The organism is Amycolatopsis keratiniphila subsp. keratiniphila, assembly GCF_001620365.2.
In the GTDB taxonomy this organism is placed as follows: Bacteria; Actinomycetota; Actinomycetes; order Mycobacteriales; family Pseudonocardiaceae; genus Amycolatopsis; species Amycolatopsis keratiniphila.
The window spans coordinates 1-24,600 of sequence record NZ_LQMT02000013.1; the positions used below are offsets into that span (position 1 = coordinate 1).

Below are 24,600 nucleotides of genomic sequence, written 5' to 3' on the forward strand. Positions count from 1 at the left end.
GCTCCGGTGTTCGCGGAGTCGATGGCTGAGTGTGAGGCGGCGCTTTCGTCCTTTGTGGATTGGAAGTTGTCGGAGGTGTTGTCTGATGCGGCTGCGTTGGGGCGGGTTGATGTGGTGCAGCCTGTTTTGTTCGCGGTGATGGTGTCGTTGGCGCGTTTGTGGCGGGCGTGTGGGGTGGAGCCTGCTGCGGTGGTGGGTCATTCGCAGGGTGAGATCGCGGCGGCGTGTGTGGCTGGTGCGTTGTCGTTGGATGATGCTGCTCGGGTTGTGTGTTTGCGGAGTAGGGCGATTTTGGCGTTGTCGGGTCGTGGTGGCATGGTGTCGGTTGCTGCTTCGGAGGATCGTGTTCGGGAGTTGTTGCCTGAGGGTGTGTCGGTGGCGGCGGTGAACGGGCCGTCTGCGGTGGTGGTGTCGGGTGACATCGCGGGTCTGGAGGCGCTGGTCAAGCGGTGTGAGCTGTTGGATGTGCGGGCGAAGCGGATTCCGGTGGACTACGCGTCGCATTCGGCGCATGTGGATGCGATCGAGCGGGATGTGGTGTCGGCGTTGGCGGGTATTTCGCCGCAGGAGCCGGTGATTCCGTTTTATTCGACGGTGACCGATGAGCCTCTGGAGTTGGATGCTGGGTATTGGTTCCGGAATCTGCGGGGGACGGTGCAGTTCGCTCGGACGGTGGATCGGTTGCTGGAGGACGGGTTCCGGTTCTTCGTGGAGGTGAGTCCGCATCCGGTGCTGGTTCCTGGGATCAGCGAGGATGCTGTGGCGTTGGGGAGTTTGCGTCGGGGTGAGGGTGGTGCGGAGCGGTTCGTCACGTCGCTGGCCGAAGCCCATGTGCACGGCCTGAGCCCGGCTTGGTCTTCGATCCTGCCGACGGCGGACTGGGTCGATCTGCCGACTTATCCGTTCCAGCGTAAGCGGTTTTGGCTCGAAGCCGGGACTGCCGCCGGGGACGCGTCGGCGTTCGGGCAGACGGTGGTGGACCACCCGCTGCTCGGCGCCGTCGTCGCGGTCCCCGGCACCGGCGGGCTGCTGTACACCGGCCGGATCTCGCTGGAGACGCATCCCTGGCTCGCCGATCACGCCGTGTCCGGGACGGTATTGGTGCCCGGCACCGCTTTCGTGGAACTCGCGCTGAGCGCCGGCGCCCCGGTGGACTGCGCGCTGCTCGACGAATTGACCCTCGAAGCTCCGCTCGTGCTCGAAGAAGGCACGGACGTCCGGCTCTCGGTCGAACTCGGTGACGCGGACGTCGACGGCCGTCGCGAAGTCGGCGTGTACTCCCGCCGCGGCGACGAACCCTGGACCCGGCACGCCAACGGTGTCCTGCTGCCCGAAACGGACGGCGTGCCCACGCCGCTCGCGGAGTGGCCGCCCGCCGGGGCGGAACGCGTCGGCGTCGAGGCGCTGTACGACGAACTCGCGGATGCGGGCCTCGAATACGGCCCGGCGTTCCAAGGACTCCGCGCCGCATGGCGTCGCGAGAACGAGGTCTTCGCCGAGATCGACTTGCCCGAAGCCCAGACCGGCGACGCTCCGGCCTTCGGCCTGCATCCCGCGTTGCTGGACGGCGCGCTCCACGGGATCGCGCTGGGTGTGCTTCCCGAAGACGGCGACGGACTCCGGCTTCCGTTCGCGTTCTCCGGGGTCCGGCTGTGGTCGCGGGGCGCGACGGCTCTGCGAGTGCGGCTGCGGCCGGCGGCGGACGGGGTCGCGCTGACCGTCGCCGACGCCGAGGGGCTGCCGGTCGCCGACGTGGACGGGCTGCTGCTGCGGCCGGTGTCCGTGTCCGGTCTCGGTGGGTATCGCGAGTCCCTGTTCGGCCTGGACTGGGTGCCCGCGGGCGCTACCGAGCCGCACGACGCGACGGTGTGGCACTGCGAATCCGGGGAGCTCCGCACCGTGCTGGGTGCGGCGCTCGAACGCGTCCGGACGTGGCTCGACGAGCCAGGGGACGGTCCGCTCGTGGTGGCAACGCGAGGTGGGATCGCGACCGAACGCCCGGATCCGGTGACGGCCGCGGTGTGGGGGCTCGTGCGCTCGGCGCAGTCCGAGCATCCCGGGCGGTTCGTGCTCGTGGACGGTGACGTCCCGGCCGCGCTTCCCGCCGGGGAAGCGCAGGTCGTGGTCCGTGACGGGGTCAGCTTCGTCCCGAGGCTCGTCCGGGTCCCGGAACCCGGCCCGGCCCGGCCGTGGAGCGACGACGACGTCGTGCTGATCACCGGCGGCACCGGCCTCCTCGGCGCGGCCGTCGCGAAACACCTGGTGGTGGCGCACGGCGTCCGTTCGCTGGTGCTGCTGAGCCGTTCCGGTGCTTCCGCGCCCGGTGCGACGGCACTGGCGGACGAACTCACCGGGCTGGGTGCCGAGGTCCGGATCCTCGCGTGCGACGCGGCCGATCGGGAAGCGCTGAGCCAGGTGCTGGCCGCGCAGCCGGTGACCGGTGTCGTGCACGCCGCCGGTGTCCTCGACGACGGGCTGATCACCGCGCAGACCGCCGAACGGCTCGACCGGGTGCTCGCGCCGAAGGTGGACGCCGCGGTGAACCTGCACGAACTCTTGCCCGATGCCGCGCCGTTCGTGATGTTCTCCTCGGCGGCCGGGGTCTTCGGAAATCCCGGACAGTCCGGCTACGCCGCGGCCAACGCTTTCGTGGATGCGCTGGTGGAACGCCGCCGGGCGGACGGCGTCGCCGCGGCGTCACTGGCGTGGGGCCTGTGGGCGACCACCAGCGCCATGACCGATTCCGCCGACGTCGACCGGATGGCGAGGGCCGGGTTAACCGGACTGTCCACAGAGGAGGGTCTCGACCTGCTGGACGCCGCGCTCGCCACCGGGCGGACGCTGACCGTCCCCATGCGGCTCGACCTCGCCGCGCTCCGCGCCGAGGAGGTCCCGCCGTTGCTGCGCGGGCTCGTCCGCGCTCGTGCCCGGCGCGCGCCCGACGGCGGCGGCGCGTTCCGCGCCCGGCTCGCCGGACTCGACGCGGACGGCCGCGACGCGGAGATCCTGGAACTGGTGCGCGGTCAGGTCGCGGCCGTCCTCGGCCACGACGGTGCCGACGCCATCGACGCCGGCGTCGCGTTCCTCGAACTCGGCTTCGACTCGCTCACCGCCGTCGACCTGCGCAACCGGCTGGCGGCCTCGACCGGCCTGCGGCTCCCGCCGTCGCTGGTCTTCGACCACCCGACGCCGCTCGCCGTCGCGGAACGGATCTCCGGTGACTTCGCGGTTCCCGGCCAGGCCGAACCGGCGCCCGCGGCCACCGACGTCTTCGGCGCGATGTTCGCCCGCGCGATCGAACTCGACGAGGTCGCGCAGTTCGTCGCGCTGGCCGCGCAGGCGTCGCGCTACCGGCCGTCGTTCACCGTCGAAACCGCGCGGGAACAGAACCTGCAACCCGTCCGGCTCGCGAAGGGCCCGTCCGGCCCCGAACTGGTCTGCGTACCCTCCCTGCTGGCAGGCTCGGGCGCACACGAATACGCGCGGTTCGCGGCGTCGTTCCGGGACGTGCAGGACGTTTCCGTCGTTCCCGTGCCCGGCTTCGGCCACGGTCAGCCGCTGCCGGACTCGATCGAGGCGGTCCTCCACGCGCAGGCCGACGCGATCCTCCGCGAAGGTGGTGATCAGGTGGTCCTGGTGGCCCACTCGTCGGGCGGCCCGCTCGCCCACGCGCTGGCTCGGCACCTTGAGGAAGCGGGCTCCGCGCCGCGCGCGCTCGTGCTGATCGACGTCTACCCGCAGGACGAACACGCGCTGGACGGCATCCGCGACCGGCTCACCGGCGGCCTCGGGGACGACACGCGGCTCACCGCCATGGGCGCCTACCTGCGCCTGTTCGCCGACTACGTGCCCGCGCCGACCGATGTGCCGACTTTGCTGGTGCGGGCGTCGGAGCCGCTGGAAGCGTGGCGTGACCGGGCCGAATGGCGGTCCGGCTGGGCTTTGCCGCACGACACGGTGGACGTCGAGGGGGATCACTTCACGATGCTGGAGCGGCATGCCGGGACGACCGCCGAGGCCGTCCGGGAGTGGCTGGGGCGGCTGGGGTAGCGGGTCTCGCTGTGGTCCGTGAAGGCCTCCTTGAGGGACCCAGAGTCCCTCAAGGAGGCCTTCACGGACCGGTGGGTCGCCACATACGCACCAGTAGTCACGCGCTTGTGTCGCTCACCCGCACCTTCAGTACATGATGGCCCCCTTCCTTGCGCCAGGCGCAAGGAAGGGGGCCATCATGTACTGAAACCTGCCGCGCCCACGCCCGCCCTTAAGCGCGGCTCCGCGGCTTCAAAGCCATCCCCGGCGTCACCGTCCGCACCTCGAAGTTCGCCACCGTGCTGTCCACCCGGTGGAAGAGATTGTCCGGCCCGGCGAAGCACAAGGACGTCACCCCCTGCTCCCGCAAGGTCGCGACCATCGACGGCCAGTCGATCGGCCGGTCGAAGGTGTCGAGCAGCATCCGGCGCACCCCCGCCGCCGAGTCCAGGAGCGCACCGTCCTGATCCGCGACCACCGGAAGTTCGGGGTCGCGAAGAGTGAAGCCGGACAGCACTTCCTCCTCGGCCCGCCGTCGCAAACCACCGAAGAAAGTGGAGTGCACGGGCGGGCGCATGGTGTGCATCGAGTAGCCGCCGATCGCCCGGACCCGTGCCTTCACCCGCTCCAAATCCTTCTCCCGCACCGAAAGCAGGTAGAAGCCCTTGTCGATGACGCCCGACACGTCGTGGAACTCGTCCTTCAACTCAGCCAGGACCTCGGCGAAACCCTCTTCCGGAGTCCGGACGAAACAGTGGGTCACGACGTCGGAATAGTCGCTTTCGAAGTAGGACACCTCACACCGCGAGAGCTCCGCGGTGAGCCGGACGGTCTCCTCGAACGGCAGCACGCCCGTATACGCGGTCAGCGCCTTCTGGCCGAAACTGGGACCGGCGCATAGCTCGGGTTTCACCCCGAAGGCATCTTCGGCCCACTCCGCGAGGGAAAGACACGTCAGCATGAAGACGACCTGCGCGGCCTCGTCGTACACATCGCCGTCTTCGCGGGCGGGGCCGAGCAACCGACGGCCGAGGACGTCCTCGGCCGTGGCGAGCCGTTCCCGTGCCTTCCGGTTGATCATCAGGAACCGGCTCACGTCCCCGCTTCTCGTGGGGGCCATGCCCGGGAAGACCAGGGCGGTGCGTTCGTCGGTCACGTTCTCAGCCGGCTTTCGGCGATGTGGTCGATTCGGCCAGTGCCAGTTCCGTCATCCGCTTCTTGTCGGGTTTTCCGTTGCGGTTCAGTGGAAAACTGTCGACGACCCGGATGCGGTCCGGCCGCTCGAATTCCGGCAGTACCTCGGCGATGCGCGTACGCCAGTGCCTGCCGTCGTGACCGAGCGGATCTTCGACGAAGAACGCCAGCTGACAGCCGCGCCGTTCGTCCGGCAGCGCGATGATCTTGACCGGGCACAGCGCTTCGGTGACCTTGTGCTCGATGATCTCCGGATAGAGCGTGTGTCCCTTGCGGTGCACGGCGAACTTGCGGCCCACCACGAACAGGTTGTCGTTCTCGTCCAGGTAGCCGAAGTCGCCGGTGTGCCGCCAGCCCTGCTCCGCCGGCTCCAGGGAGCCGTCCGCGGCGAGGTAACCCGCCATCATGTCGGGGCAGTGCATCACGATCTCGCCGGTCTGCCCGGCGGGCAGCGGATTTCCTTCGTCGTCGAGGATCCGCAGTTCGTGCCCGGGGAGTGCGCGGCCACAGCCGACCGGGTTCTCCGGCGTCGCGAACGCGAGGTTGCCCAGTTCCGTGCTGCCGTAGCTGTCCAGCAACGGGAGGCCGAACCAGGCGACGTAGTCTTCGCTGAGCGTCGAGCCCAGGGGAGCGGCGCCACTGCAGAACATCCGCACCCCAGCCAGATCGAGGCCGTAGCGGGGATTGCGCTTCACGATGTTGAGGATGCTCTGGTAGGTCGACGGCGTGCCGTCGGTCACGGTCACCCCGCACTGGCCCGCCATCCGCAGCGCCCGGTCGATCCGCCGGTACGGCGCCACCACGAGCGAACAGCGCACCAGCCACGCGATCAGCACCATCGACAAGCCGTACTGATGGGAAAACGGCAGCATCGGCATCAGGACGTCGCCCGAGTGGTGGCCGACCTGGTCGGCGTTGCGCTGAAGGTTCTTGAGGAACCGCCCGCCGTTCTTGACCACGCCCTTGGGCACTCCGGTCGACCCGGACGAGTACATGATCAGCCCGTCCGGCAGCTCGCACCACGGGCCCACCCGCAGCTCCGGATCACGGGTGGCCTGCGACGCCCCGGAGACGAGCAGTTCGTAGAGCAGGGTGTGCGGGCCGTCGGTGACCAACGGCGCGTCCTCGTCGACCAGGCTGATCTTGACCCCGGCCTGGTTGCAGACCCGCTGGGTTTCGGCGGCGTTCTCCTGCTGGTCGACGAGGACGATGCTCGCACCGACATGCATCAGGGCCAGCAGCGTGGTCACGTAGGCGGCCGAATTCCCGGCCTTCAGCATCACCCTGGTCGAGGGTGTCACGCCGCGCTCCCGGAGGGACTCCGCCACCCCCAGCGCGCTGTGTTCGAGCTCGTCGAACGTCTGCAAGGAATCGAGGGCGAAGAGTCTCGCGGACATGGGATTCCCCTTTCTCTCACTCGGCGATCTTGGTGCGGCCAGACCACCGGAAGACGGCGACGACCTCGTGACCGTCCTTTTGGAACTCCCCGGCGTGGGAGAAGTGCTCGTAGCCTCCGTCGACGCAGATCTTCACGTCCTGGGTGAGGTCTTCGACCTTCTGATAGGACTCCAGATCCGCCGACCGCGCGCGGGATCCCGTGGGATCGATTCTGATGTGCACCACGGAAGGGCTCCTTTCACTGGGTGATATGGAGGTCGGACGGCCGCAAGGCGGCCGAGATGGCCCGGATCACGGCCGGGGCGTGGGTGTTCAGGTAGAAATGCCCGCCGGGATACGTGGTCAGGGTGAACCGCCCGGACGTGTGCGCGGACCAGTCGCGGACTTCGCCGACGGTCGCCTTCGGGTCGTTTTCGCCGAGATGGGCGTGAATCGGGGCCCGCAACAGGGGCCCCGGTGTGTATCGATAGGTCTCCGCGGCGGTGTAGTCCGTCCGGATCGAGGGCAGCACCATTTCCAGGATCGCTTCGTCCTCGAAGATCTGGGCGTCGGTGCCGCCGAGTTCCTTGACCGCGGCGACGAGTCCCGCGTCGTCGCGCCGGTGGACCGTCTCGTCGCGAGCGCGGCTGGGCGCCACGCGGCCGGAGACGAACAACGCGTGCGGCCGCACATCGGCGGCTTCGAGCCGGCGGGCGACCTCGAAGCCGAGGGTCGCGCCCATGCTGTGTCCGAAAAGGACGGTCGGCCGGTCCAGCCACGGCAGGAGCGCCTCGGTGGCACCGTCGGCGAGTTCGGCGATCGTGGCGAGCCCCGGTTCGTGACGCCGGTCCTGGCGTCCGGGGTACTGGATCGCGAGTACGTCGGCGGCGGGGCTCAACGTGCGTGAGACCGGGAAGAAATAGCTCGCGGAACCCCCGGCGTGCGGGAAACAGACGACCCGGTAGGGCGCGTCGTCCGCGGGATGGAACCTGCGTACCCAGAGTCCTTCGTCGTTGTCCGCCACCCGGCCACCTCCTGCGTCGGCGACGGGCGGATCGCCCGTCCCACCGAGCGTGCGGGCGGCCGGTGCGGGCGGACAACCCCTACCTACCCGGCGTGGCCCCTATCGCGCCTCCTGGTCGCGGCGCACCCGATAGGTCAGGTGAAGCACCCGGTCGCCCCGAATCGCCACGTCAGGGTCCTCCAGCAGGTGCTGAGTGCGGACCGACCCGAAGAAACGCCTGCCGGAGCCGAACACGACGGGTACGACGTCCATGCGCACCTCGTCGACCAGGCCCGCGGCGAGTGCCTGGCCACCGACGTCGCCGGCCGAGACCTCGACGACGCGGTCACCCGCGAGCTCCCGCGCCTTGGCGACGGCCGCCTCGACGCCGTCGACGAAGTGGAACGGCGCGTCGGGGTCCCAGCCTTCGGGTGCGGGCCGGTGCGTCACGACGATCACGTGGTCGATCCCGCTCGGCGGCTTCCCGTCCCAGCCGTCCGTCAGGTCGAAGACACGGCGACCGGCGATCGTCACCCCGATCCGGTCCCAGTACGGCCGCGTGTGGTCGTAGGACGTGCGCGACACCTTGAGCACACCGCTGTCGTCCAACGGGACGTCACCGCTGGTCAACCAGTCGAACAGCGGTCCCGGCCGGTCGTTGTCGTCGGCGATGAAGCCGTCGACCGACACCGAGCTGTACATGACCACCTTGCCCACGGGCCCTCCTCTGCTTCGAGGGTGCCGAAACTAGCCTGCCGCGGGCCGCCGCGCTTGTAAGAAATCAATCGACGGGCAGTGGCCAGCCGTCGAGCACGTGGCCGGGGTGTTCGAGCAGGAAACGCCGCCTGACTTCGAGGTACCGGGTCGGCGTGAGCCCGGTGAACGCCCGGAACTCGTGGCCGAAGTGGGCCTGGTCGAAGTAGCCGGCGTGGCTGGCGAGCTCACCCCAGTCGATCGGTCCGGTGGGGTCGATCCCGAACACGGTGGCGGTGAAGCGGTGGGTGCGGGCCAGCCGTTTCGGCGTGACGCCGACGAGTTCCTTGAACCGCTGTGCCAGATGGGTGCCGCTGACCCCGGCCGCCGCGCTCAGGTCGCCGATCGCCGCGGTTCCCCCGGTCGCCGCGATGACGCCGCTCGTATGGCGGACCAGCTCCAGGCCGGAGGTCTCGCGCAGCCGTCGCGTCAACTCCTCCTCCAGCAGTGCCAGCATCTCGTGCGGGCCGGGCGCCGAAGCCAGCCGGTCTCGCAGCCCGGCGACGGCGGGCCGCTCCCAAACCTGCTCCAGCGTCACCGGCCGGTCGCACAGTTCGGCTGCGGGCATCGTCAGGAACGACGACGGCCCCCACGGCTTGAAGTGCACGCCGACGGACGTGGTCCGGTGCGGGTAGCTGAACTCGTACGCCCGGGTGGGCATGGTGATCACGCAGCCGTCGGCGTACGCGGCCGTCTCGATGTCGGCGCCGGCGCGGATGCGGAACGGGTCACCGAGGTTGACGATGAGCAACGCCGACGGCGACGGAGGCAGCGTCAGCCGGGCGTACGGCGGCGCTCCCTCCAGGTAGTAGAGGTCGTCGATCAGCCCGTCCAGCGGCGGACGCGGCACTCGGGACACGTACTCCACGCGTACAGCATCGCCGACGTCCGCCGGGATCGCATTCGTTCAGCCGAGATGGTCGTTCGCGCCGCTGACCCACGCGACGTAGCGCTCGGCCGAGCGCCGTACGGCGGCCTTCGCATCGGCCTGCAGAGTGGCGCCTGTCAGCGCGTAGAGCCGGTCGAACTCGTAGGGCTCCAGCCGGCCCACGAGCCGCTCGACCAGGCCGGCCGAGAGCGGGATCTGGTTGGGATAGCTGCGCATGAAGGTCACCCAGCCCGCGGCGGCGACCGGCACGATGGTGTCGCCGACGAGCAGCGAGCCGCCGTTCGCGGCGACGTGGGCGACCGCCGCACCGGGGAAGTGGCCGCCCGCTTCGACGAGCGTGACGCCGGGCAGGATCTCTTCGGTACCACGCCATTCGCGGATCACCGGGTCCTCCCGCCGCACCCACGCCCGGTCGGCGGAATGCACGAGGACCGGAACGTTCCCGAGGTGATGGCTCAGGCTCACCTGCGAGCCGTACATATGAGGATGGCTCGCCACGATCGCCGCCGCCCCGCCGAGTTCGGCGATCTTGTCGAGCAGGGGCTCGTCGAGGGCGTTCGGCGGGTCCCACAGCAGATTGCCTTGATCCGTCCGGACGACGTAAGTCCATTGGCCGATCGAGAACTCCGGCTCGCGGTGCAGGCGGTGGATGCCCGGCTCCGGCTGCTCGTGGACCAGCTTGTGCGGATCCGCGGCGAGCTCTTCCGCGGTGGTCCAGGACTGGCCGGAGGCGCGGACGTACTGGCGTTCGTCCGCGCAGATCCGGCAGATCCCGGCCGGAGGTGCGGCGGTGTCGGGGTGCTCGACGCCGCAGGTCCCACAGATCCAGATCGTCATGCGTCCAGCATGGAATCTCCAGTTCGCTGGAGGTCAAGACTCCTTGCGGCCGCTGACGGCCAGGCCGACGCCGAGCCCGACCATGGTGAGGCCGGCCGCTCCGCCGACCAGGTCCAAGCGCCGTGCCGAGCGGGCGAACCAGGACCGGACCGCTCCCGCCGCCACACCCCAGACGGAATCCATCGCCAGGGCGATCACGGAGAACACCGCGCCGAGGACCACCATCTGAAGGCCGGCCTGTCCGACGGAGGGGTCGACGAACTGGGGCAGGATCGCCGCGAAGAACACCACCGTCTTCGGGTTGGTGACGCCGACGATGAAGCCCTGCAGCAGCGTGCGCCCGCCGCTGATCGGGGCCGCTTGTGCCTCGAAGGCCTCCCGCAGCGCCCGGCGGTGCCGGATCGCCTGGACACCGAGGTAGATCAGGTACGCGGCACCGGCGAACTTGATCACGGTGTAGATCACGGCGGAGGCCTGGATGATGGCCCCTACCCCGATGGCGACGGCCGTGGCGGCGACGAAGCTGCCGAGCGCGCCGCCGATCACGGTCATCAGCGCGGTCCGGCGGCCGTACGCCAGGGCACGGCTGATCGCGAACAGCACGGCGGGGCCCGGGATGAGGATCAGGACGAACGACGCGAGCGCGAAAGCGGCGAGGCGATCAGGCGAGGGCATGAGGCCACGGTAACCGATTCAGGGACGATCTCTGGCAAGCTCGGATCCACGGGTGGAAGGGGGAGTCCTGTGCGGACCGGAATCGTGGTCGCGGCTCGTCCCGGTGTGGCGGAGTTGGCCGTGCGGGCCGAGGAGCTCGGGTTCAGCAGCTTCTGGGTGTACGACACACCGATGGTCCACGGTGATCCGTTCGTGGCGCTGAGCTCGTGTGCGCGGGTGACCAGCCGCATCAAGCTCGGTATCGGGGTGACGTCACCGGCGTTGCGGTCGGCGCCGGCCGCGGCGAGCGGATTCGCCAGCCTCAACGCGCTGGCGCCGGGCCGGATCGTCTGCGGTGTCGGCACGGGGAACACCGCCCGGCGCACCCTGGGAATGCCGCCGACCACGACGGCCGAGCTGGAGGCGTTCACCGCCGCGCTCCAAGGGCTCTGCGCCGGGCACCCGGTCGAGTACCGCGAGGACGACAGGGTGCGCGACGTTCGGTTCCTGCATGCCGGGCAGGCGGTGAACACCGCCGATCCGATCGAATTCGTGGTGGCCGCGCTGGGACCGAAAGCCGCCGCGATCGCCGGCCGCCGGGATGCCGGCCTCGTCTCTTTCGGACTTCTCGATCCCGCGGGCTGGCGGGCCTTGCACGCGGCTCGCGGAGACACGCCCCGGGCCGGCTCGTACCTGATGACCGCGCTACACGTCCTCGACGACGGCGCCGACCCCTACGGCGACTCGGCCCGGGACGCGGTGGGCCACGTCGTGTTGTCGTTGCTGGCCTTCGCCGCCGACACCCCTTCGGCCGCAGGTGGACTCGGCGCCGAGGAACGCGACGCCGTCCGCCGCCTGCTCGAGCGGCGTGGCACCACGGCCACCGCGCCGGACCGGTACACCAAGCTCTACCCCGGCTACCTCGAACGCATCGCGACGGCGGACCGGGACCTGATCACCCCGTCGCTGATGGACAGCCTGACCCTGGTCGGGACCACCGACCACCTCCGCTCCCGCATCGCCGCCTTGGCCGAAGCCGGTGTCGGCGAGATCGTGATCCAGCCGGTGGTCGACCCGCTGGAGGAGATGGCCGTGATCGCCGGATTGATCAACAGTGCACCTGCCTGACCAGCAGCGGGTTATTGATCCGGCTGCCTTCACCGGCGAGGGTCAGGGGACAACGTCAGTACGGCTGTCCCCTCAGCCTCGGCGCTCGCCGTGGAGCGACGACACGATTGTCAGCAGTCGCTTGAGTTCTTGGCGTAGTGGAGGCCGCGTCCTGTGGGGACGCTGAAGGCCCAGCCGTAGACAAGTGTCTTGCTCGTGCGCCCGGGCACCAAGCTGGGGCCCCAATCCGGCCAGTTGGGGATGTCGACACAGACGTACTTTCCGGTGGAGCATTCGTTGTAGACGTCGACCTTGCGCCAGTTGTCCTTCGTGTACCACTGCCCGTGCTGAACGTTGCATGCCGCGGCGGTGCCTGTTGTCGAAACGGGCGTCGCGGCCGATGCGCTTGCCGGGCCGATGAGGGAGAGGGAGAGCGCGGCGGTGATACCCGCGAGGGCGATACCGTACTTCATGATCATGTTCTGCCTCTCGTCCCGCTCGGAGGTGACCTGGTTGCTCCCCCGAGTAGTGCCGCTTGGAGGAGAAGCCTTCCTGCTCCGGGCAGGGGAGCGCGACGCTTTTGCGGGAGGCCGCAAAAGCGCTGGCAGCGGAGCCGGGCGCTGGCTCAGCTCTTGGCGAGTATCCGGCCGACCGCTTTGAGGACGTCGTCGAATTCTGACGAGACCGATCTCGCGTTTTGCGCGAAGGTCGACGGCTTCAGCGTCGGCAACGGCCGTCGACCTTCGCGCCAGGCCTTGAGCTGCCGCTCGTCCTCCGCGAGCTTGAGGTCTGCGGCACAAGTGGCCCCGCCGCTGAGCAAGCCAAGGGAATCGATCCACTTCTCCGTGTCGTACCGTGCCGCCGCGGCGTGGCCGGCGATTCGTGTGCTGGCTTCGAGACAACTTCGCACGGCGTTCTTGTACTTGTCGTTCTTGACCAACTCGGGAAGGTTTTCACCGGCGGCCGAGAACGTTTTTCCCAGCATGTCGAACGTCGCCCACTGGTGTTGAAGTACGACGTCGATCTGGAGTGTCACCTGTGCCGGAGGCAAGGGAACGGTCAACGAGGTACCGGGTTCGAGCGGCGTTCCGTATAACGGCTTCTTCGCTCTCCACATGCGAAAGAGTTGCACGTCCGTGGGGACGCCGCCGTGGCGATCGGCCATGACGTTCGGGGTCGTCCGCACCAGCCAGACGACTTTGGTGTCGTTTCCGACGAAGACCGCCGTTCCGCGTGCGTTGGTGCACATGACCAGCTGGGACAAGTCTCGCGGCGGCCCTTCGATCATCGACAACGGAACTCGGCTTCCGGTCGTGGCATCGGGGCAGCCGGGGTCGGCGCGTTGCCCGGGTTCGTCGTCGCAACCCGCGGTGGTCCGAGTGGTCGCCAGGGCGACCACGAAAGAGGCCGTTCGTGAGCGCCGTCGCCGCATCACTGCCCCCTTCGTAGGAGAACCTTGCATGCAGCTCGTCGCGTTTGGGGGAGCTGTTACATGAAGCCGGATCAGGTCGGCGTCCGGGTGATCGCGATCAAATGACTGCTCAACCCGAGCAATGAGGGTTCGTTCTCGACGGCTCTGGTGAAGCGGAGAACAACGTCGAGGTCCGCCGGGTGGTCCCACCGGTCGGTGAGCTGCGGCAGCCAGCCCGCGAGTCCTTCGACACCCACCACGTCGAGCAGGCTGAGCCCCGCATCGAGACATTCCTGACGCAATTCGCCGGGATGGTGGAAGTAACCGGTGGTGAACCAATGGGGATGGTCGCCGTCGTTGTGGTGCTGACCGGAAGCCAAATCGGCGCTCACAATCCGCTGGAATTCCGGGTCGAAAAGGAAACCACGGGCCAGGCCGTCGAACAGCGACGCGAAGCGCGAGATCGCCGCGACGAATATCCATCCGCCCGGGCGGACGGCGCGACCGGCTTCACGCAATGCCGCGAGCCGATCATCGCGGTCGGTCAGGTGATAGAGGGGACCGAGCAGGAGCGCGGCGTCGAAGCTGCCGTCCGGCACCGGCAACCTCCGGGCGTCAGCCAACGCCACGGTCATTCCCGGTGTCCTGTCGGCGAGTTGCCGCGCAGCGGCGACATGCTCCGGGACGATGTCGAACAACGTCACCTGATGGCCGTCCGCGGCGAGCCAGGCGGCGTGTGTTCCGGTGGCACCGCCGACATCGAGCACGCGCAGGCCGCCGGTCGGCAGATGCCGTCGCACGATCTCCTGGGTCCGTACGAACTCGAGACGGCCGGACGGCTCGGTGAGTCGTGCTCCCTCATCGGTCGATCGATAATGCCGGACGATCTCGCGCGGTAGTTCCGTCACCGGGCGAATGCTACGGTCCGTTTTTCGGTGGCGCACCGGAATATCCGGCCGGGACAATGGCCGCATGGCGGATCTTCGGTGGGACGAGGTCAGGAGCTTCTTCGACCCTGATCTGATGGGTGCGTTTCCCGACGTGTTCGTTCCGGATACCTCCGCGGAGGACTGGCAGAGGGTGTTCGATCTGGTCGAGGCGCGCGGTTGGCAGCGGGAATTCCGGCAGGGTGGCCTGACGCTGCCCTTGTCCTCGGCGGCCGAAGGGCTCCTTCGCGGGCCCGATGCCGAACTGGTGGAGCTACGGGTCTGTCCGGTTCCAGGTGTGCTCGCGATCTTCCGTCTCACGACGGCCGAGGAGATCGACTTCGACGTCGACCTGCGGGAGCTACCGGGACAGGCCGGGGTCGACATCTTGTGCGGGTTCCTCACCGACATCGGGCGCGAGCTGGGAAAGCCGGTTCTCATGACGCCGGAAGGCGGAAGCCCGGACCATGCGGTCCTCGGGTTCGATCCGGAGCACGACCGGGTCGTGTTGCTGGCCGCACCGCTGTGAGCGGGTACCTTGCGGGCGTGGATGTTCAAGTGCACGAGGGTGCGTTGGTAGTGACGGACACCGCCGAGGGGACGGACCGGCGTGCGTTCGGGGAGTTCGTCGGGCCGCGGGGTGAACTGGCCTCGTACGCGTTCGGATGGACCACCGGCGCGGATCCGCACGCCGCTCGCCTGTCGATCGGGATCGGCGCGGGCAACCCCGGCGGTGGGACCTTCCACGCCGTCATCTTCCCGCACGAGGGCGGACATGCGTTCTCATTGACCGGTGACCCGTTCGAACGGGTACCGCAGGGCGGTCCGGACCTGACCGCGGACGAGGCACGTGCCCACGAGGACCTGCCGTTCGTCTGGGCGGTCGCCGACGAGGTCATGCGACGCGATCGGCGGGCGTGGTGGATGCGGCACTGGCTTCTGGGCACCCTGTGCGTCCAGACCCTCGAGGTGTTCGAGCGCCGCGAGCCGATTCTGCTTGTGCGGCACGACGCCGACGACGGGATGTGGCAACTCGCCGGTGCTTCCGACGCGGACGGCGGCACCGGCAAGGTCGGGCACCTGCACCACGCCATCGACGAAGACCGGACCCTGATCGACGTCCTCGACCTGCCGCCGGGCGGCAGCGTGACCCGAACGGGCGCCGGAAGTGCTTGGACGGCCGAGCCGACGCGGTGAAGTCCTCATGCATGGACCGCGCCGGCCGACCACCCCTGACAGCTAGCCGAAAATCCGGGCACGCAGTTCCTTCACCGTCTGGACCGAAGCGATCAGGTCCAGCGTGTCGAAATGCAGCGACCAGGCCGTGCCGGTCGGCGTCTGCACCATCCGATCGACCAGGCTGAAGGAGATAGTGCGCGGGTCGGCGCCGCCCAGCGCCACCGCGGTGCCGATCCACTCCCGGTATTCGGTGCCGTCCGTGGACACGGTGGCGTGCTGCTCCAGCGCGAGGTCACGGACGGCGCCGAACAACCGGTCCAGGTATCCGGTCATCGCGCGGCGGCCGGAGATCGGTTCGGTCAGGCCGGGACCCAGCAGGGTCGCCGTCCCGTCCACCCCGGCGACCAAGATCCCCGCCGCTTCCCGGTTCCACGCCAGTTGCCGGATCCGCGGCGGCAACGGGACCGCCGGGGCCGGGTCGGTCGCCGACGCGGTGATCCCTTCGAAGAGGTTCCGCAGCGGGTTCGCCGGATCCTCGACCGGGCGGAACATGTCGACCTGGTCCCAGAACCGCCTGCCGTCCTGCACCCGGGACGGATCCTTGCCCGCGGCGGGATCGCCGAGGACGAGCCGGTGCATCGTCTTGAAGGAGACCGGTTTCCCCTTGACGGTTCCGGTGTTCAGCGCCTCGATGAACACGACCCTCCCGTCGGGGTCGGAGGTGACGGTCTCCGGTACGAAGACGTAGTCCGGGACCAATCGCAGCACGCCCTCGATCTGGCTTCTGATTCCCGCCCAGTCCCGCGGCGTTTCGAGCCCGCTGTCCCACAAGCGCGCCGTCCCGTCCTGGACGAACAGGTTCATGTACGCGTCGACATCCTGGGCGTTCCTTCCCCAGGCGCGGTAGGCGTCCATGAACCGCTCCACGTTCGCGGGCCGGTCGAGGGATCCGGCGGTCGCAGGAGCCGCGAGAACGACAAAGGACAGAACGGCCGCCGCGAGGGCGGGCAAGAGTCGTGAAACCTTCATGGCCAAAGGATCATCGAGACGGGGGGCCCTGTCGATTACGTCCGAGGTAAGCGGTCCGCGGGTAGATTCTCCGTGTGGGGGTTGAGAAGGAAGCGGCGCGCCGGGTGGTGATCGTCGCGTTCGACGACGCGCAGATCCTGGACGTGGCCTGTCCCAGCGGGGCACTGGAGATCGCGAACTCGCACGGTGCCGCGCCACCGTATGTCGTCGAGCTGGCGACGGTTCAGGGGCGGACGACACGGAGTTCGTCGGGGATCATGCTCGCGGGTGCCCGGCGGCTCGCCGAGGTGTCGGGGCGGGTGGACACGGTGCTCGTGGTCGGCGGCGCGGGAACGGGCGCGGCCGCGGCGGACGAGCGCCTGCTGACGCAGGTGCGGCGCCTGGCCGGACGGAGCAGGCGGATCGCCTCGGTGTGCACGGGCGCCTTCGTGCTGGCGGCCGCCGGGCTGCTCGACGACCGGCGGGCCACGACGCATTGGGGATACGGCGAATTGCTCGCCGCCACGTTCCCCGCGGTGACGGTGGATCCGGCCCCGCTCTACATCCGCGACGGCAACGTGTTCACCTCGGCCGGGGTCATCAGCGCGCTGGATCTCACGCTCGCGCTGATCGAGGACGACTGCGGTCCGACGCTGGCCCGCGAGGTCGCCCGCGAATTGGTGACCTATCTGCACCGCCCGGGTGACCAGGCGCAGATCAGCACGTTCCTGGCCGTCCCGCCGCCGGGCAACCGGGTCGTGCGCGACCTCTTGGGGTACATCGCCGCGCATCTCGCCGAAGACCTGAGCCCGTCGGCGCTGGCGGCCCGCGCCGGGGTCACCACGCGGCACCTCAACCGGCTGTTCACCGCGCAGCTGGGCAGCACCCCGGCCCGGACCGTGCGGACGGCGCGGACCGAAGCCGCCGCACAGCTGGTGCGGTCCACCGCGTTGCCACTGGCCGCGGTCGCGCGGCGATGCGGGTTCGCCTCGCCGGAGACCCTGCGGACGGCGTTCCGCCAGTACTACGGGATCACCGGGGACACACTTCGCAGGATGAAGGACATGCCACGCCCGATCGGCGCCTGAGCTCCCCAGAATCGCGCCATGGACAGTGCGAAGACCACCCGCAGGACGGTATTGGCCGGAGTCGCGGCGGCCGCCGCCTTCGGCCTCGGCACCGGCACGGCTCAGGCGGAGACCAAAGGACCGAAGATCGGCATCCTGCTCTACGACGGGTTCAGCCTGCTGGATCCGACGGGGCCGGCCGAGGTGCTGGCCCGGTTGCCCGGCGCCACGGTGACGATGATCGCCCAGGAACGCGGCCCGGTGCGCACGGACACCCGTGACGTCGCGGTGCTGGCGGAACGCTCGGTGGCGGAGGTGCACCGCCTGGACGTGTTGCTGGTTCCGGGCGCGGGCAACCGCGGCACGGTGGCGGCCATGGAGAACCCGGTCCTGCTCGACTGGATCCGCCGTATTCATCGGCACACGACCTGGACCACGTCGGTGTGTACGGGATCCTTGATCCTCGGCGCGGCCGGGCTGCTCCGCGAGCGCGCCACCACGTACTGGGCTTCGGCGGACTATCTGGAGAAGACCTTCGGCGTCCGCTACGTGCCCGAGCGCTACGTCCAGGTCGGCAAGGTCGTCACCGCGGCGGGGGTGTCCGCCGGGATCGACCTCGCCTTCCATCTCGCGTCCCTTTTGGCCGGTGAAGAGATCGCCCGCGGGATTCAGCTCGCCGTCGAGTACGACCCGCAGCCGCCGTTCGACTCGGGCGACGCCGCGGCGGCGAGCCCGGAACTCAAGGCGCTCGCGCTGAAACTGCTTGCCGAGTCGCAGGTCTAGCGGGGACCGTCCGAGACCGGGTGCCCGGCGTAATCCTTCAGTACCAAGGCGTTCGCGCAGTCCCAGCACGGCGAGGACGGCGGGCGCGACCTCGGTCGCCGTGGCGAGTTCGACGAAACAGACTTCGCCGTCCTGCCGGTCAGTCGCCTCGACGGCGAGCCGTGTCTTGCCCGCTCCGCCGGGCCCCGTGAGCGTGACGAGCCGCGTGGTCCCGAGCGCGGCGACGAGCCGGCCGAGTTCGCCGCGGTCGACGAAACCCGTGAGCGGCACGGGAACCGGGCGGGCCGGTGAACCTCGCAAGACGGCGGCGTGCGCATCGGCGAGTTCCGCCGACGGGTCGGCGCCCAGCTCTTCGGCGAGGCGGCCGCGGGCCTCGGCGAACACGGCGAGCGCCTCGGCGGACCGGCCGCTGCCGTGCAGGGCGCGCACGAGCTGGGCGGTGAGCCGTTCCCGCAGCGGGTGCTCCCGCGCGAGCTCACGGAGCTCGGCGACGAGCTTTTCGTGCTGTGCCAGGGAAAGCTCGGCCTCGACGCGGTCCTCGATGGCGGCGAGCCGGGCCGCCGCGCGGCGGGTCGGCGAGCCCGTCGAGGGCCGGCCCTCGCCACAGCGCCAGGGCTTCGGTGAAGAGCGCGAGCTTCGTGTCCGCCTCGGCGGTCTCCCGCGCCTGGGCGGTGAGGCGTTCGAAACGGTGGAGGTCGACAGCTTGCGGGTCGACGGCCAGCCGGTATCCGGCGGGGGTGAATTCGATGAGCCCATCGGGCGCGCCGCCGTCCTTCAGCCGCCGCCGGAGCCGGGAGACCTGGGACTGCAGGGCTTCGGCGGCGCCCTCGGGCGGATGGTCGCCGTGCAGGCCGTCGATCAGCCGGTCGGCGCCGACGACCCGCCCGGCGTCGAGCGCGAGGAGGGCGAGCAGACCACGCAGCTGCGGCCCGCCGAGCGCGACGGGTGTCCCGTCGGGGCGGCGGGCTTCGACCGGCCCGAGGATGGCGAACTGCACGCCGTCGATTCTGGCCCACTCGCGCTCGACCATCGCCGGCCCGCCCACGAACACGACACGCGCGGCCTATCCCTCAAGAAATGCGCCACCTTCGCCCTACTGGTCGATAGAACCAACCGCGTCTCAGCTACCTGCGGCCGGGCGGTTTCGCGTGACCGCATGACGACACGCGTGTCCAGGCGGACGACTCGTGACGGGACCCGGCCGCACTGATGTCGCGAAAGCCACTTTCGGGACATCAGACGTCCCGAAAGTGGCTTTCGCGACACGCCACCTTTGCCTTACCCCTCAATAACCGCCTTTATCACTCGCGACCCCCTCTGAAATCTCTTATACAGGCATGAACTGGACACCTGGCCGGCGCGGAATGTCCCTTGTGGACACTTCCTGAAGGTCGCCATGACTGGGAAACCGTGCAGCTAGGTGTCAATCAGACATTTCGCCCTCTAGGGTTGTCGCTCTAGGGCGGCCGTGGCCGCTGACGTTGCGAAAGGCACTTTCCCAACCTCCAACGTTGCGAAAGTGGCTTTCGCAACACGCCGCCTTCGCCCTGCCCGCCTTGTTAACGGCCACGCGGACATCCGGCAACACACGGAAACCCGCCCGTCACAACCGGGCGGACGGGCGGAAACGAGGCGTTCGTACCTTCTGGCTCCCGTCCCCGGTGCCCTGGAGGAGACCTCGGTCATGACCATCGAAGAATCGGAGACCCGTGCCGCGCCCGCCGGCCTCGGCGCGACCAAGGAAACCCTCGAGGACTACACCCTCCGATTCGCGCCGAGGACGTACCGTCGCTGGACACCGGCGGTGGTCGGCGCTTCCGCGTTGGGCGGGATCGCCTACATGGCGGACTTCTCGATCGGCGCCGGAATCGGCCTGACCCACGGCACGGGCAACGCGCTGCTGGCGATCGCCCTGGCGGCGGTGATCATCTTCGTGACCGGGTTCCCGCTGGCCTACTACGCCGCCCGGTACAACATCGACCTCGACCTGATCACCCGTGGTTCCGGTTTCGGCTACTACGGTTCGGTGCTCACCAGCGTCATCTTCGCCAGCTTCACCTTCATCTTCTTCGCGCTCGAAGGCTCGATCATGGCGCAGGGCCTGAAGTACGCGATATCGCTGCCGCTGTGGCTCGGCTACCTCGTGTCCACCCTGGTGATCATCCCGCTGGTCGTCTACGGCATGAAGGTACTGGCGAAGCTGCAGAGCTGGACGAATCCGCTGTGGCTGCTGCTGATGGTGGCCCCGCTGGCGTTCCTCGTCGTGAAGGATCCAGGTTCGGTCCAGCGGTGGCTGTCCTACGAGGGCGAGGGCGGCGCCGGGCTGAGCACGGCCGCGATCATGCTCGGCGCCGGAGTGTGTCTTTCGCTCATGGGGCAGATCGGGGAGCAGGTCGACTATCTGCGTTTCATGCCGCCGCGCACGGCGGAGAACCGGCGCGCCTGGTGGACCTCGATGGTGCTGGCCGGGCCGGGATGGGTGTTCTTCGGCGCGATCAAGCAGGCGATCGGCGTGTTCATGGCGGTCTACATCCTCGACGCGGTCGGGAAGGCAGCGGCCGTCGAGCCGATCGAGCAGTTCACCGGGGTGTTCACCGAAGTGATGCCGTCGTGGCTGGTGGTTCCGCTGGCGTTGGTCCTGGTGGTGCTCAGCCAGGTCAAGATCAACGTCACCAACGCCTATTCCGGGTCGCTGGCGTGGACGAACTCCTTCACCCGGATAACGAAACGCTATCCGGGCAGGCTGGTGTTCGTGCTGGTGAACCTGGCCATCGCGCTGATCCTGATGGAGGCGGACATGTTCAGCTTCCTCAACGGCATCTTGAGTTTCTACTCGAACTGCGCGATGGCGTGGGTGGTCACCGTCGCCACCGACATCGCGATCAACAAGTTCGTGCTCGGGCTCTCGCCGAAACAGCCGGAGTTCCGGCGCGGCATGCTGTTCGCGGTCAACCCGGTCGGTGTCGTCGCGTTCCTCGGCTCCTCCCTCCTGTCCATCTCCGTCTACTTCGGACTCTTCGGCGCCGGCCCCCGGCCGTACTCCCCGTTGGTCGCGGTGGTGGTCGCGATCGTGCTGACCCCGCTGATGGCCGTCCTCACCCGGGGGCGCTTCTACCTGCGCTGCACCGATGACGGCATCACCGAGCCGATCCTGGACGCAGACGGCAATCCGAGCGGCACCCACTACGACTGCGAGGTCTGCGGAGAGGCCTATGAGCGCCCCGACATGACGGCGTCCGCGATCGGCGGGACGATCTGCTCGTTGTGCCTGAGCACGGACCGCGAAGGACGCCACATCCTTCCCGCCCGGCCGTGATCGAAGGGCTCACGCGAGACGTCCACCGGACATGGTCAACGTGCCGTCGACGAACGGGGCCGCCGCGGTGTCGTGACTGATCACGAGCAGCGCGATGCCGTGCCGGAGCGCCGTCGCGGTCACGAAGTCCCAGAGCCGGGCGCGGTTGGCCGCGTCGAGGGCGGACGTCGGCTCGTCGCAGACGAGGACCCTGGGACGGGCCAGGAGCGCGCGGGCCACGGCACACCGCTGGAGCTGGCCGCCCGAGAACCGGCCGGGACGGCGGTCGGCCGGGTCGACGCCGAGGGCATCCAGGATTTCCGTCGCTTCGAGCCGGGCTTCTTCGCGCCCGAGTCCGCGAAGAAGCCGGGCGGTGTCGGCGACCTGGTCGAGCACCCCGCGGAACTCGTCGAAGGACGCGCGGCTGTCCTGGTGGACGTATTGGACGGCCCTCAGTTGCGCGCGATCGCGGCGACGGGCGAGGCGGGGGAGCCGCACGCCGTCGACTTCGATCGTGCCCGCGGCCGGCGGGGTCAACCCGGCGAGTGCGCGGCCGAGCGTCGTCTTGCCCGCTCCCGAGACGCCGGTGAGCATGGTGCGGCTGCCCGCCGCCAGCGCCAGATCGACGTCCTCGACGAGGGGCGTCCGTCCGGCGCGCACCGTGAGTCCGCGAACGACGAGCACCGGCGACGTCGGCGACGCGGGCGCGGGTTCGTCGAGGCGCGCGTGGTCGGGAACGGCCTCGCACGGCAGCAGACGGTGGTCGCGGAGTTCGGCGACGTCGCCGTCCAGGGCACGGGCCAGCGTGAGGTCGTGGGTCAGGACCAGCAACGCCGTGCCGGAGCGGGAAAGCTCCGCGAGCCTGGCGGTGAGCACGGCCCTGTTCGCCTCGTCGAGACCACTGGTCGGCTCGTCGAGCACGAGCAGGCGAGGCCGGGTCACGAGGGAGGTGGCCAGCGCCATGCGCTGCTGCTGCCCACCGGACAGCTGATGCGGGAACCGGCGCCACAGCTCCGGCTCCAGTCCCGCCTCCGCCAAAGCGGTGCGGGCCGCAGCGAGCCGCGCGGCGCGGCCACGGTGGTGCAGCGCGGCGAGTTCGGCCAGCACCGGCCCGCAGCGGCGGACCGGGTCCAGCACCGCCGACGGCTGCTGCGGCAGATGGCCGACGACCCCGGCCGTCCGGACCGAACCGGACAGCGTGATCCCCGGGCGCGCCCGTCCGGTCGCGGCGAGGCCCAGGGTGGTCTTCCCCGCGCCGGACGCGCCGAGCACGACGAGCGTGCGGCCCGGTTCGAGGGACAGTGAGACGTCGTCGAGCAGAACGGTTTCCCCGGCGTGGGCGGACAGACCGGTGATCTCCAGGACGGTCACGCGATCACCCGCCGGGCGGCGAGCAGCCGGTCGGTGACGAGGTTCGTGCCGACGCACAACGCCATCAGCAGCGCGGCGGGCACGAGGACCACCGCGGGCGCGCTGTAGAGGGCCTCGCTGTTGCGTTCGATGACCACGGCCCAGTCCGGGGAGTCGGCGGGCAGGCCGAGGCCGAGGAAGTTCGCCGACGCCAGCAGGTAGAGCACCACGCCGAGCCTGGTGCCGGCGTCGGTCGCGACCGGGCCGGTGACGTGCCGGGCGACGTATCCGAGCTGGATGCGCCACCAGGATCTTCCTTGCAGCGTCAGGGCTTCCACGGCGGTACGGCAGCCGGGCGCCAGTGCCGCGGCACGCACCACGCGGGTGATCGCCGGTACCTGGAGGACGGCCACGGCCGGGATGAGCACGCCGGGCCCGCGGTGCCCGGTCGCGGCGAGCACCATGAGCACCAGCAGCGACGGGAAGGCCAGCACGAGATCGAGGGAGCGCATCACGGTTTCGTCGGCCCGCCGCCCGCGCCCGGCCGCGACGAGCCCGAGCGGAACCCCGATCAGATAGGCGAGCAGGAGCGCGGCGACGGTCATCCCGATCACGGGCAACCCGCCCGCGAGGATCACCGTGAGCGCGTCGCGGCCGAGGACGTCGGTGCCGAGCGGATGCGTGGCGTCCGGCGTCTGCCAGGGCGCGCCGACCGACACCACGGGGCCCGCGAGCACCGGCCCGGCCACCGCGAGCAGGAGCGGTACCGCGAGCAGCGACCACCCGAGTGCCCGGCTCACCACGTGATCAGCTCCCGGCGCGGGGTCAGCCGGTGGGCGACCAGGTCGGCGGCGAGGTTCCCGAGCACGACCACGCCGGCGAACACCAGCACGTAGCCCTGCACCTGCGGGATGTCCCGGTTCTGCACGGCCTCGACGAACCCCGTGCCGAGCCCGGTGATCGCGAACAGGGATTCGACGATCACCGTGCCGGTCAGCAGTCCTTCGACGGCGCGGGCGAGCTGCTGCACGGCGGGAGCGGCCGCGGCGGGCAGGAGATGCCGCAGCACCACGGTGCGTTCGGGCAGCCCGAGCAGGCGCAGATGCTCCGCCACCGGCCCCCGGGTCTGCTCGGCGATCCCGATCCGCAGCTGCCGGGCGACGTCGCACAGCTGCCGGGCGACCAGCACGATCACCGGCAACACCAGCACTTCGGGCCGCGTGGTCAGGTCCGTTCCGGCCGCGGTGGCCGGAAGCAGCCCGGTGTGCACGGCGAAACCCGCGACCAGCAGCAGCCCGAGGACGAACTCGGGGATCGAATGCAGGAACAGCGTGACCGCGGTGAGCACGCGGTCGATCCGCGATCCTTCGCGCAGCCCGCAGACCACTCCGACGACCAGCGCGAGCGGAACGAGCACGAGCAGCGTCACCCCGGCGAGCACCGCGGTCGCGGCGAAACGGCGGACGATCTCGTCGGCCACCGGGGCACCGGTCACGAGCGACCGGCCGAGATCGCCGGTGACCAGGCCCGAAATCCAGTTCCCGAACCGGTCGAGGAGCGGCTGGTCGAGCCCGAGCTGATGGCGGACGGTCGCCACCTGCTCGTCGGTGGCCTGTTCGCCGAGTACGACCGAGGCCGCGTCGCCGGGCAGCAACGCGGTCACGGCGAACGTCGCGACCAGCACGAACAGCGCCTGCACCACGGCGAAACCCAGCCGTCGGACGGCGTGGCCCCGCAC

At 69.7% G+C, this 24,600-nt stretch carries 22 protein-coding genes and 1 pseudogene; 7 read left to right on the top strand and 16 right to left on the bottom strand.

Annotation, left to right across the window (positions count from 1 at the left end; genetic code table 11):
- The first annotated feature begins 6 nt into the window (after window positions 1-6).
- Window positions 7-4,050 carry an SDR family NAD(P)-dependent oxidoreductase gene (locus tag AVR91_RS13755; protein WP_228709213.1) on the top strand — a complete coding sequence of 1,348 codons (4,044 nt, stop codon included), beginning with the start codon at window positions 7-9 and terminating at the stop codon, window positions 4,048-4,050.
- A 211-nt stretch (window positions 4,051-4,261) separates the two neighbouring features.
- Here AVR91_RS13755 and AVR91_RS13760 read toward each other — a convergent pair whose 3' ends face one another.
- The 8 genes from AVR91_RS13760 to AVR91_RS13795 form a co-directional block, all read right to left on the bottom strand.
- Window positions 4,262-5,185, bottom strand: a complete 924-nt coding sequence (locus AVR91_RS13760; protein ID WP_083737542.1) for an ACP S-malonyltransferase — start codon at window positions 5,183-5,185, stop codon at window positions 4,262-4,264.
- A gap of 4 nt (window positions 5,186-5,189) precedes the next feature.
- Window positions 5,190-6,620: a class I adenylate-forming enzyme family protein gene (locus AVR91_RS13765; protein ID WP_063271222.1), complete on the bottom strand. Its 1,431-nt coding sequence runs from the start codon at window positions 6,618-6,620 to the stop codon at window positions 5,190-5,192.
- A 16-nt stretch (window positions 6,621-6,636) separates the two neighbouring features.
- Window positions 6,637-6,846 carry a DUF5988 family protein gene (locus AVR91_RS13770; RefSeq protein ID WP_063271221.1) on the bottom strand — a complete coding sequence of 70 codons (210 nt, stop codon included), beginning with the start codon at window positions 6,844-6,846 and terminating at the stop codon, window positions 6,637-6,639.
- 13 nt (window positions 6,847-6,859) lie between these two features.
- Window positions 6,860-7,624, bottom strand: coding sequence for a thioesterase II family protein (locus AVR91_RS13775; protein ID WP_063271220.1), 765 nt, complete (start codon window positions 7,622-7,624; stop codon window positions 6,860-6,862).
- 99 nt (window positions 7,625-7,723) lie between these two features.
- Window positions 7,724-8,320, bottom strand: a complete 597-nt coding sequence (locus AVR91_RS13780; RefSeq protein WP_063271219.1) for a dihydrofolate reductase family protein — start codon at window positions 8,318-8,320, stop codon at window positions 7,724-7,726.
- A gap of 64 nt (window positions 8,321-8,384) precedes the next feature.
- A complete protein-coding gene (locus AVR91_RS13785) occupies window positions 8,385-9,206 on the bottom strand; it encodes a helix-turn-helix domain-containing protein (RefSeq protein WP_063271247.1) in 822 nt (273 codons plus the stop codon).
- Between the two features lie 57 nt (window positions 9,207-9,263).
- Window positions 9,264-10,082, bottom strand: a complete 819-nt coding sequence (locus AVR91_RS13790; protein WP_063271218.1) for an MBL fold metallo-hydrolase — start codon at window positions 10,080-10,082, stop codon at window positions 9,264-9,266.
- Between the two features lie 33 nt (window positions 10,083-10,115).
- The gene (locus AVR91_RS13795; protein ID WP_063271217.1) at window positions 10,116-10,757 is read right to left on the bottom strand and encodes a LysE family translocator; all 642 of its coding nucleotides are present in this window, start codon (window positions 10,755-10,757) and stop codon (window positions 10,116-10,118) included.
- A gap of 69 nt (window positions 10,758-10,826) precedes the next feature.
- On the opposite strand from AVR91_RS13795, the gene AVR91_RS13800 reads away from it, so the two are divergent.
- Window positions 10,827-11,864 (top strand): LLM class flavin-dependent oxidoreductase, encoded by a 1,038-nt coding sequence (locus tag AVR91_RS13800; RefSeq protein ID WP_063271216.1) that lies wholly within the window; start codon window positions 10,827-10,829, stop codon window positions 11,862-11,864.
- Between the two features lie 110 nt (window positions 11,865-11,974).
- Here AVR91_RS13800 and AVR91_RS13805 read toward each other — a convergent pair whose 3' ends face one another.
- The 3 genes from AVR91_RS13805 to AVR91_RS13815 form a co-directional block, all read right to left on the bottom strand.
- Window positions 11,975-12,322, bottom strand: a complete 348-nt coding sequence (locus AVR91_RS13805; protein ID WP_063271215.1) for a hypothetical protein — start codon at window positions 12,320-12,322, stop codon at window positions 11,975-11,977.
- A 146-nt stretch (window positions 12,323-12,468) separates the two neighbouring features.
- Window positions 12,469-13,242, bottom strand: coding sequence for a hypothetical protein (locus AVR91_RS13810; RefSeq protein ID WP_063271214.1), 774 nt, complete (start codon window positions 13,240-13,242; stop codon window positions 12,469-12,471).
- A 104-nt stretch (window positions 13,243-13,346) separates the two neighbouring features.
- Window positions 13,347-14,162 carry a class I SAM-dependent methyltransferase gene (locus AVR91_RS13815; RefSeq protein ID WP_063271213.1) on the bottom strand — a complete coding sequence of 272 codons (816 nt, stop codon included), beginning with the start codon at window positions 14,160-14,162 and terminating at the stop codon, window positions 13,347-13,349.
- 64 nt (window positions 14,163-14,226) lie between these two features.
- Between AVR91_RS13815 and AVR91_RS13820 the strand changes: the two genes are divergently transcribed.
- Window positions 14,227-14,709: a hypothetical protein gene (locus tag AVR91_RS13820; protein ID WP_063271212.1), complete on the top strand. Its 483-nt coding sequence runs from the start codon at window positions 14,227-14,229 to the stop codon at window positions 14,707-14,709.
- Between the two features lie 50 nt (window positions 14,710-14,759).
- Window positions 14,760-15,377 carry a hypothetical protein gene (locus AVR91_RS13825; RefSeq protein ID WP_228709195.1) on the top strand — a complete coding sequence of 206 codons (618 nt, stop codon included), beginning with the start codon at window positions 14,760-14,762 and terminating at the stop codon, window positions 15,375-15,377.
- Window positions 15,378-15,419: 42 nt separating this feature from the next.
- On the opposite strand, the gene AVR91_RS13830 is transcribed toward AVR91_RS13825, so the two are convergent.
- Window positions 15,420-16,388: a nuclear transport factor 2 family protein gene (locus tag AVR91_RS13830; RefSeq protein WP_063271210.1), complete on the bottom strand. Its 969-nt coding sequence runs from the start codon at window positions 16,386-16,388 to the stop codon at window positions 15,420-15,422.
- 104 nt (window positions 16,389-16,492) lie between these two features.
- Between AVR91_RS13830 and AVR91_RS13835 the strand changes: the two genes are divergently transcribed.
- Both AVR91_RS13835 and AVR91_RS13840 read left to right on the top strand, forming a co-directional pair.
- Window positions 16,493-17,455, top strand: a complete 963-nt coding sequence (locus tag AVR91_RS13835; RefSeq protein WP_063271209.1) for a GlxA family transcriptional regulator — start codon at window positions 16,493-16,495, stop codon at window positions 17,453-17,455.
- Window positions 17,456-17,473: 18 nt separating this feature from the next.
- A complete protein-coding gene (locus AVR91_RS13840; RefSeq protein ID WP_063271208.1) occupies window positions 17,474-18,217 on the top strand; it encodes a DJ-1/PfpI family protein in 744 nt (247 codons plus the stop codon).
- A gap of 357 nt (window positions 18,218-18,574) precedes the next feature.
- Here the strand turns inward: AVR91_RS13840 and AVR91_RS13845 are convergent.
- A pseudogene (locus AVR91_RS13845) lies at window positions 18,575-19,247 on the bottom strand (AfsR/SARP family transcriptional regulator); the annotation flags it as partial.
- A gap of 654 nt (window positions 19,248-19,901) precedes the next feature.
- Between AVR91_RS13845 and AVR91_RS13850 the strand changes: the two are divergent.
- Window positions 19,902-21,533, top strand: a complete 1,632-nt coding sequence (locus AVR91_RS13850; RefSeq protein WP_063271205.1) for a purine-cytosine permease family protein — start codon at window positions 19,902-19,904, stop codon at window positions 21,531-21,533.
- Between the two features lie 9 nt (window positions 21,534-21,542).
- Here the strand turns inward: AVR91_RS13850 and AVR91_RS13855 are convergent, their stop codons facing one another.
- The 3 genes from AVR91_RS13855 to AVR91_RS13865 are packed head-to-tail and all read right to left on the bottom strand — an operon-like array spanning window position 21,543 to window position 24,600.
- Window positions 21,543-22,883, bottom strand: coding sequence for an ABC transporter ATP-binding protein (locus AVR91_RS13855; RefSeq protein WP_063271204.1), 1,341 nt, complete (start codon window positions 22,881-22,883; stop codon window positions 21,543-21,545).
- Entirely contained in the window at window positions 22,880-23,665 is a 786-nt protein-coding gene (locus AVR91_RS13860) for an ABC transporter permease (protein ID WP_063271203.1), read from the bottom strand. Before AVR91_RS13860 ends, AVR91_RS13855 begins: the two co-directional genes overlap by 4 nt.
- Window positions 23,659-24,600: an ABC transporter permease gene (locus AVR91_RS13865; RefSeq protein ID WP_063271202.1), complete on the bottom strand. Its 942-nt coding sequence runs from the start codon at window positions 24,598-24,600 to the stop codon at window positions 23,659-23,661. The genes AVR91_RS13860 and AVR91_RS13865 overlap by 7 nt, the downstream gene beginning before the upstream one ends.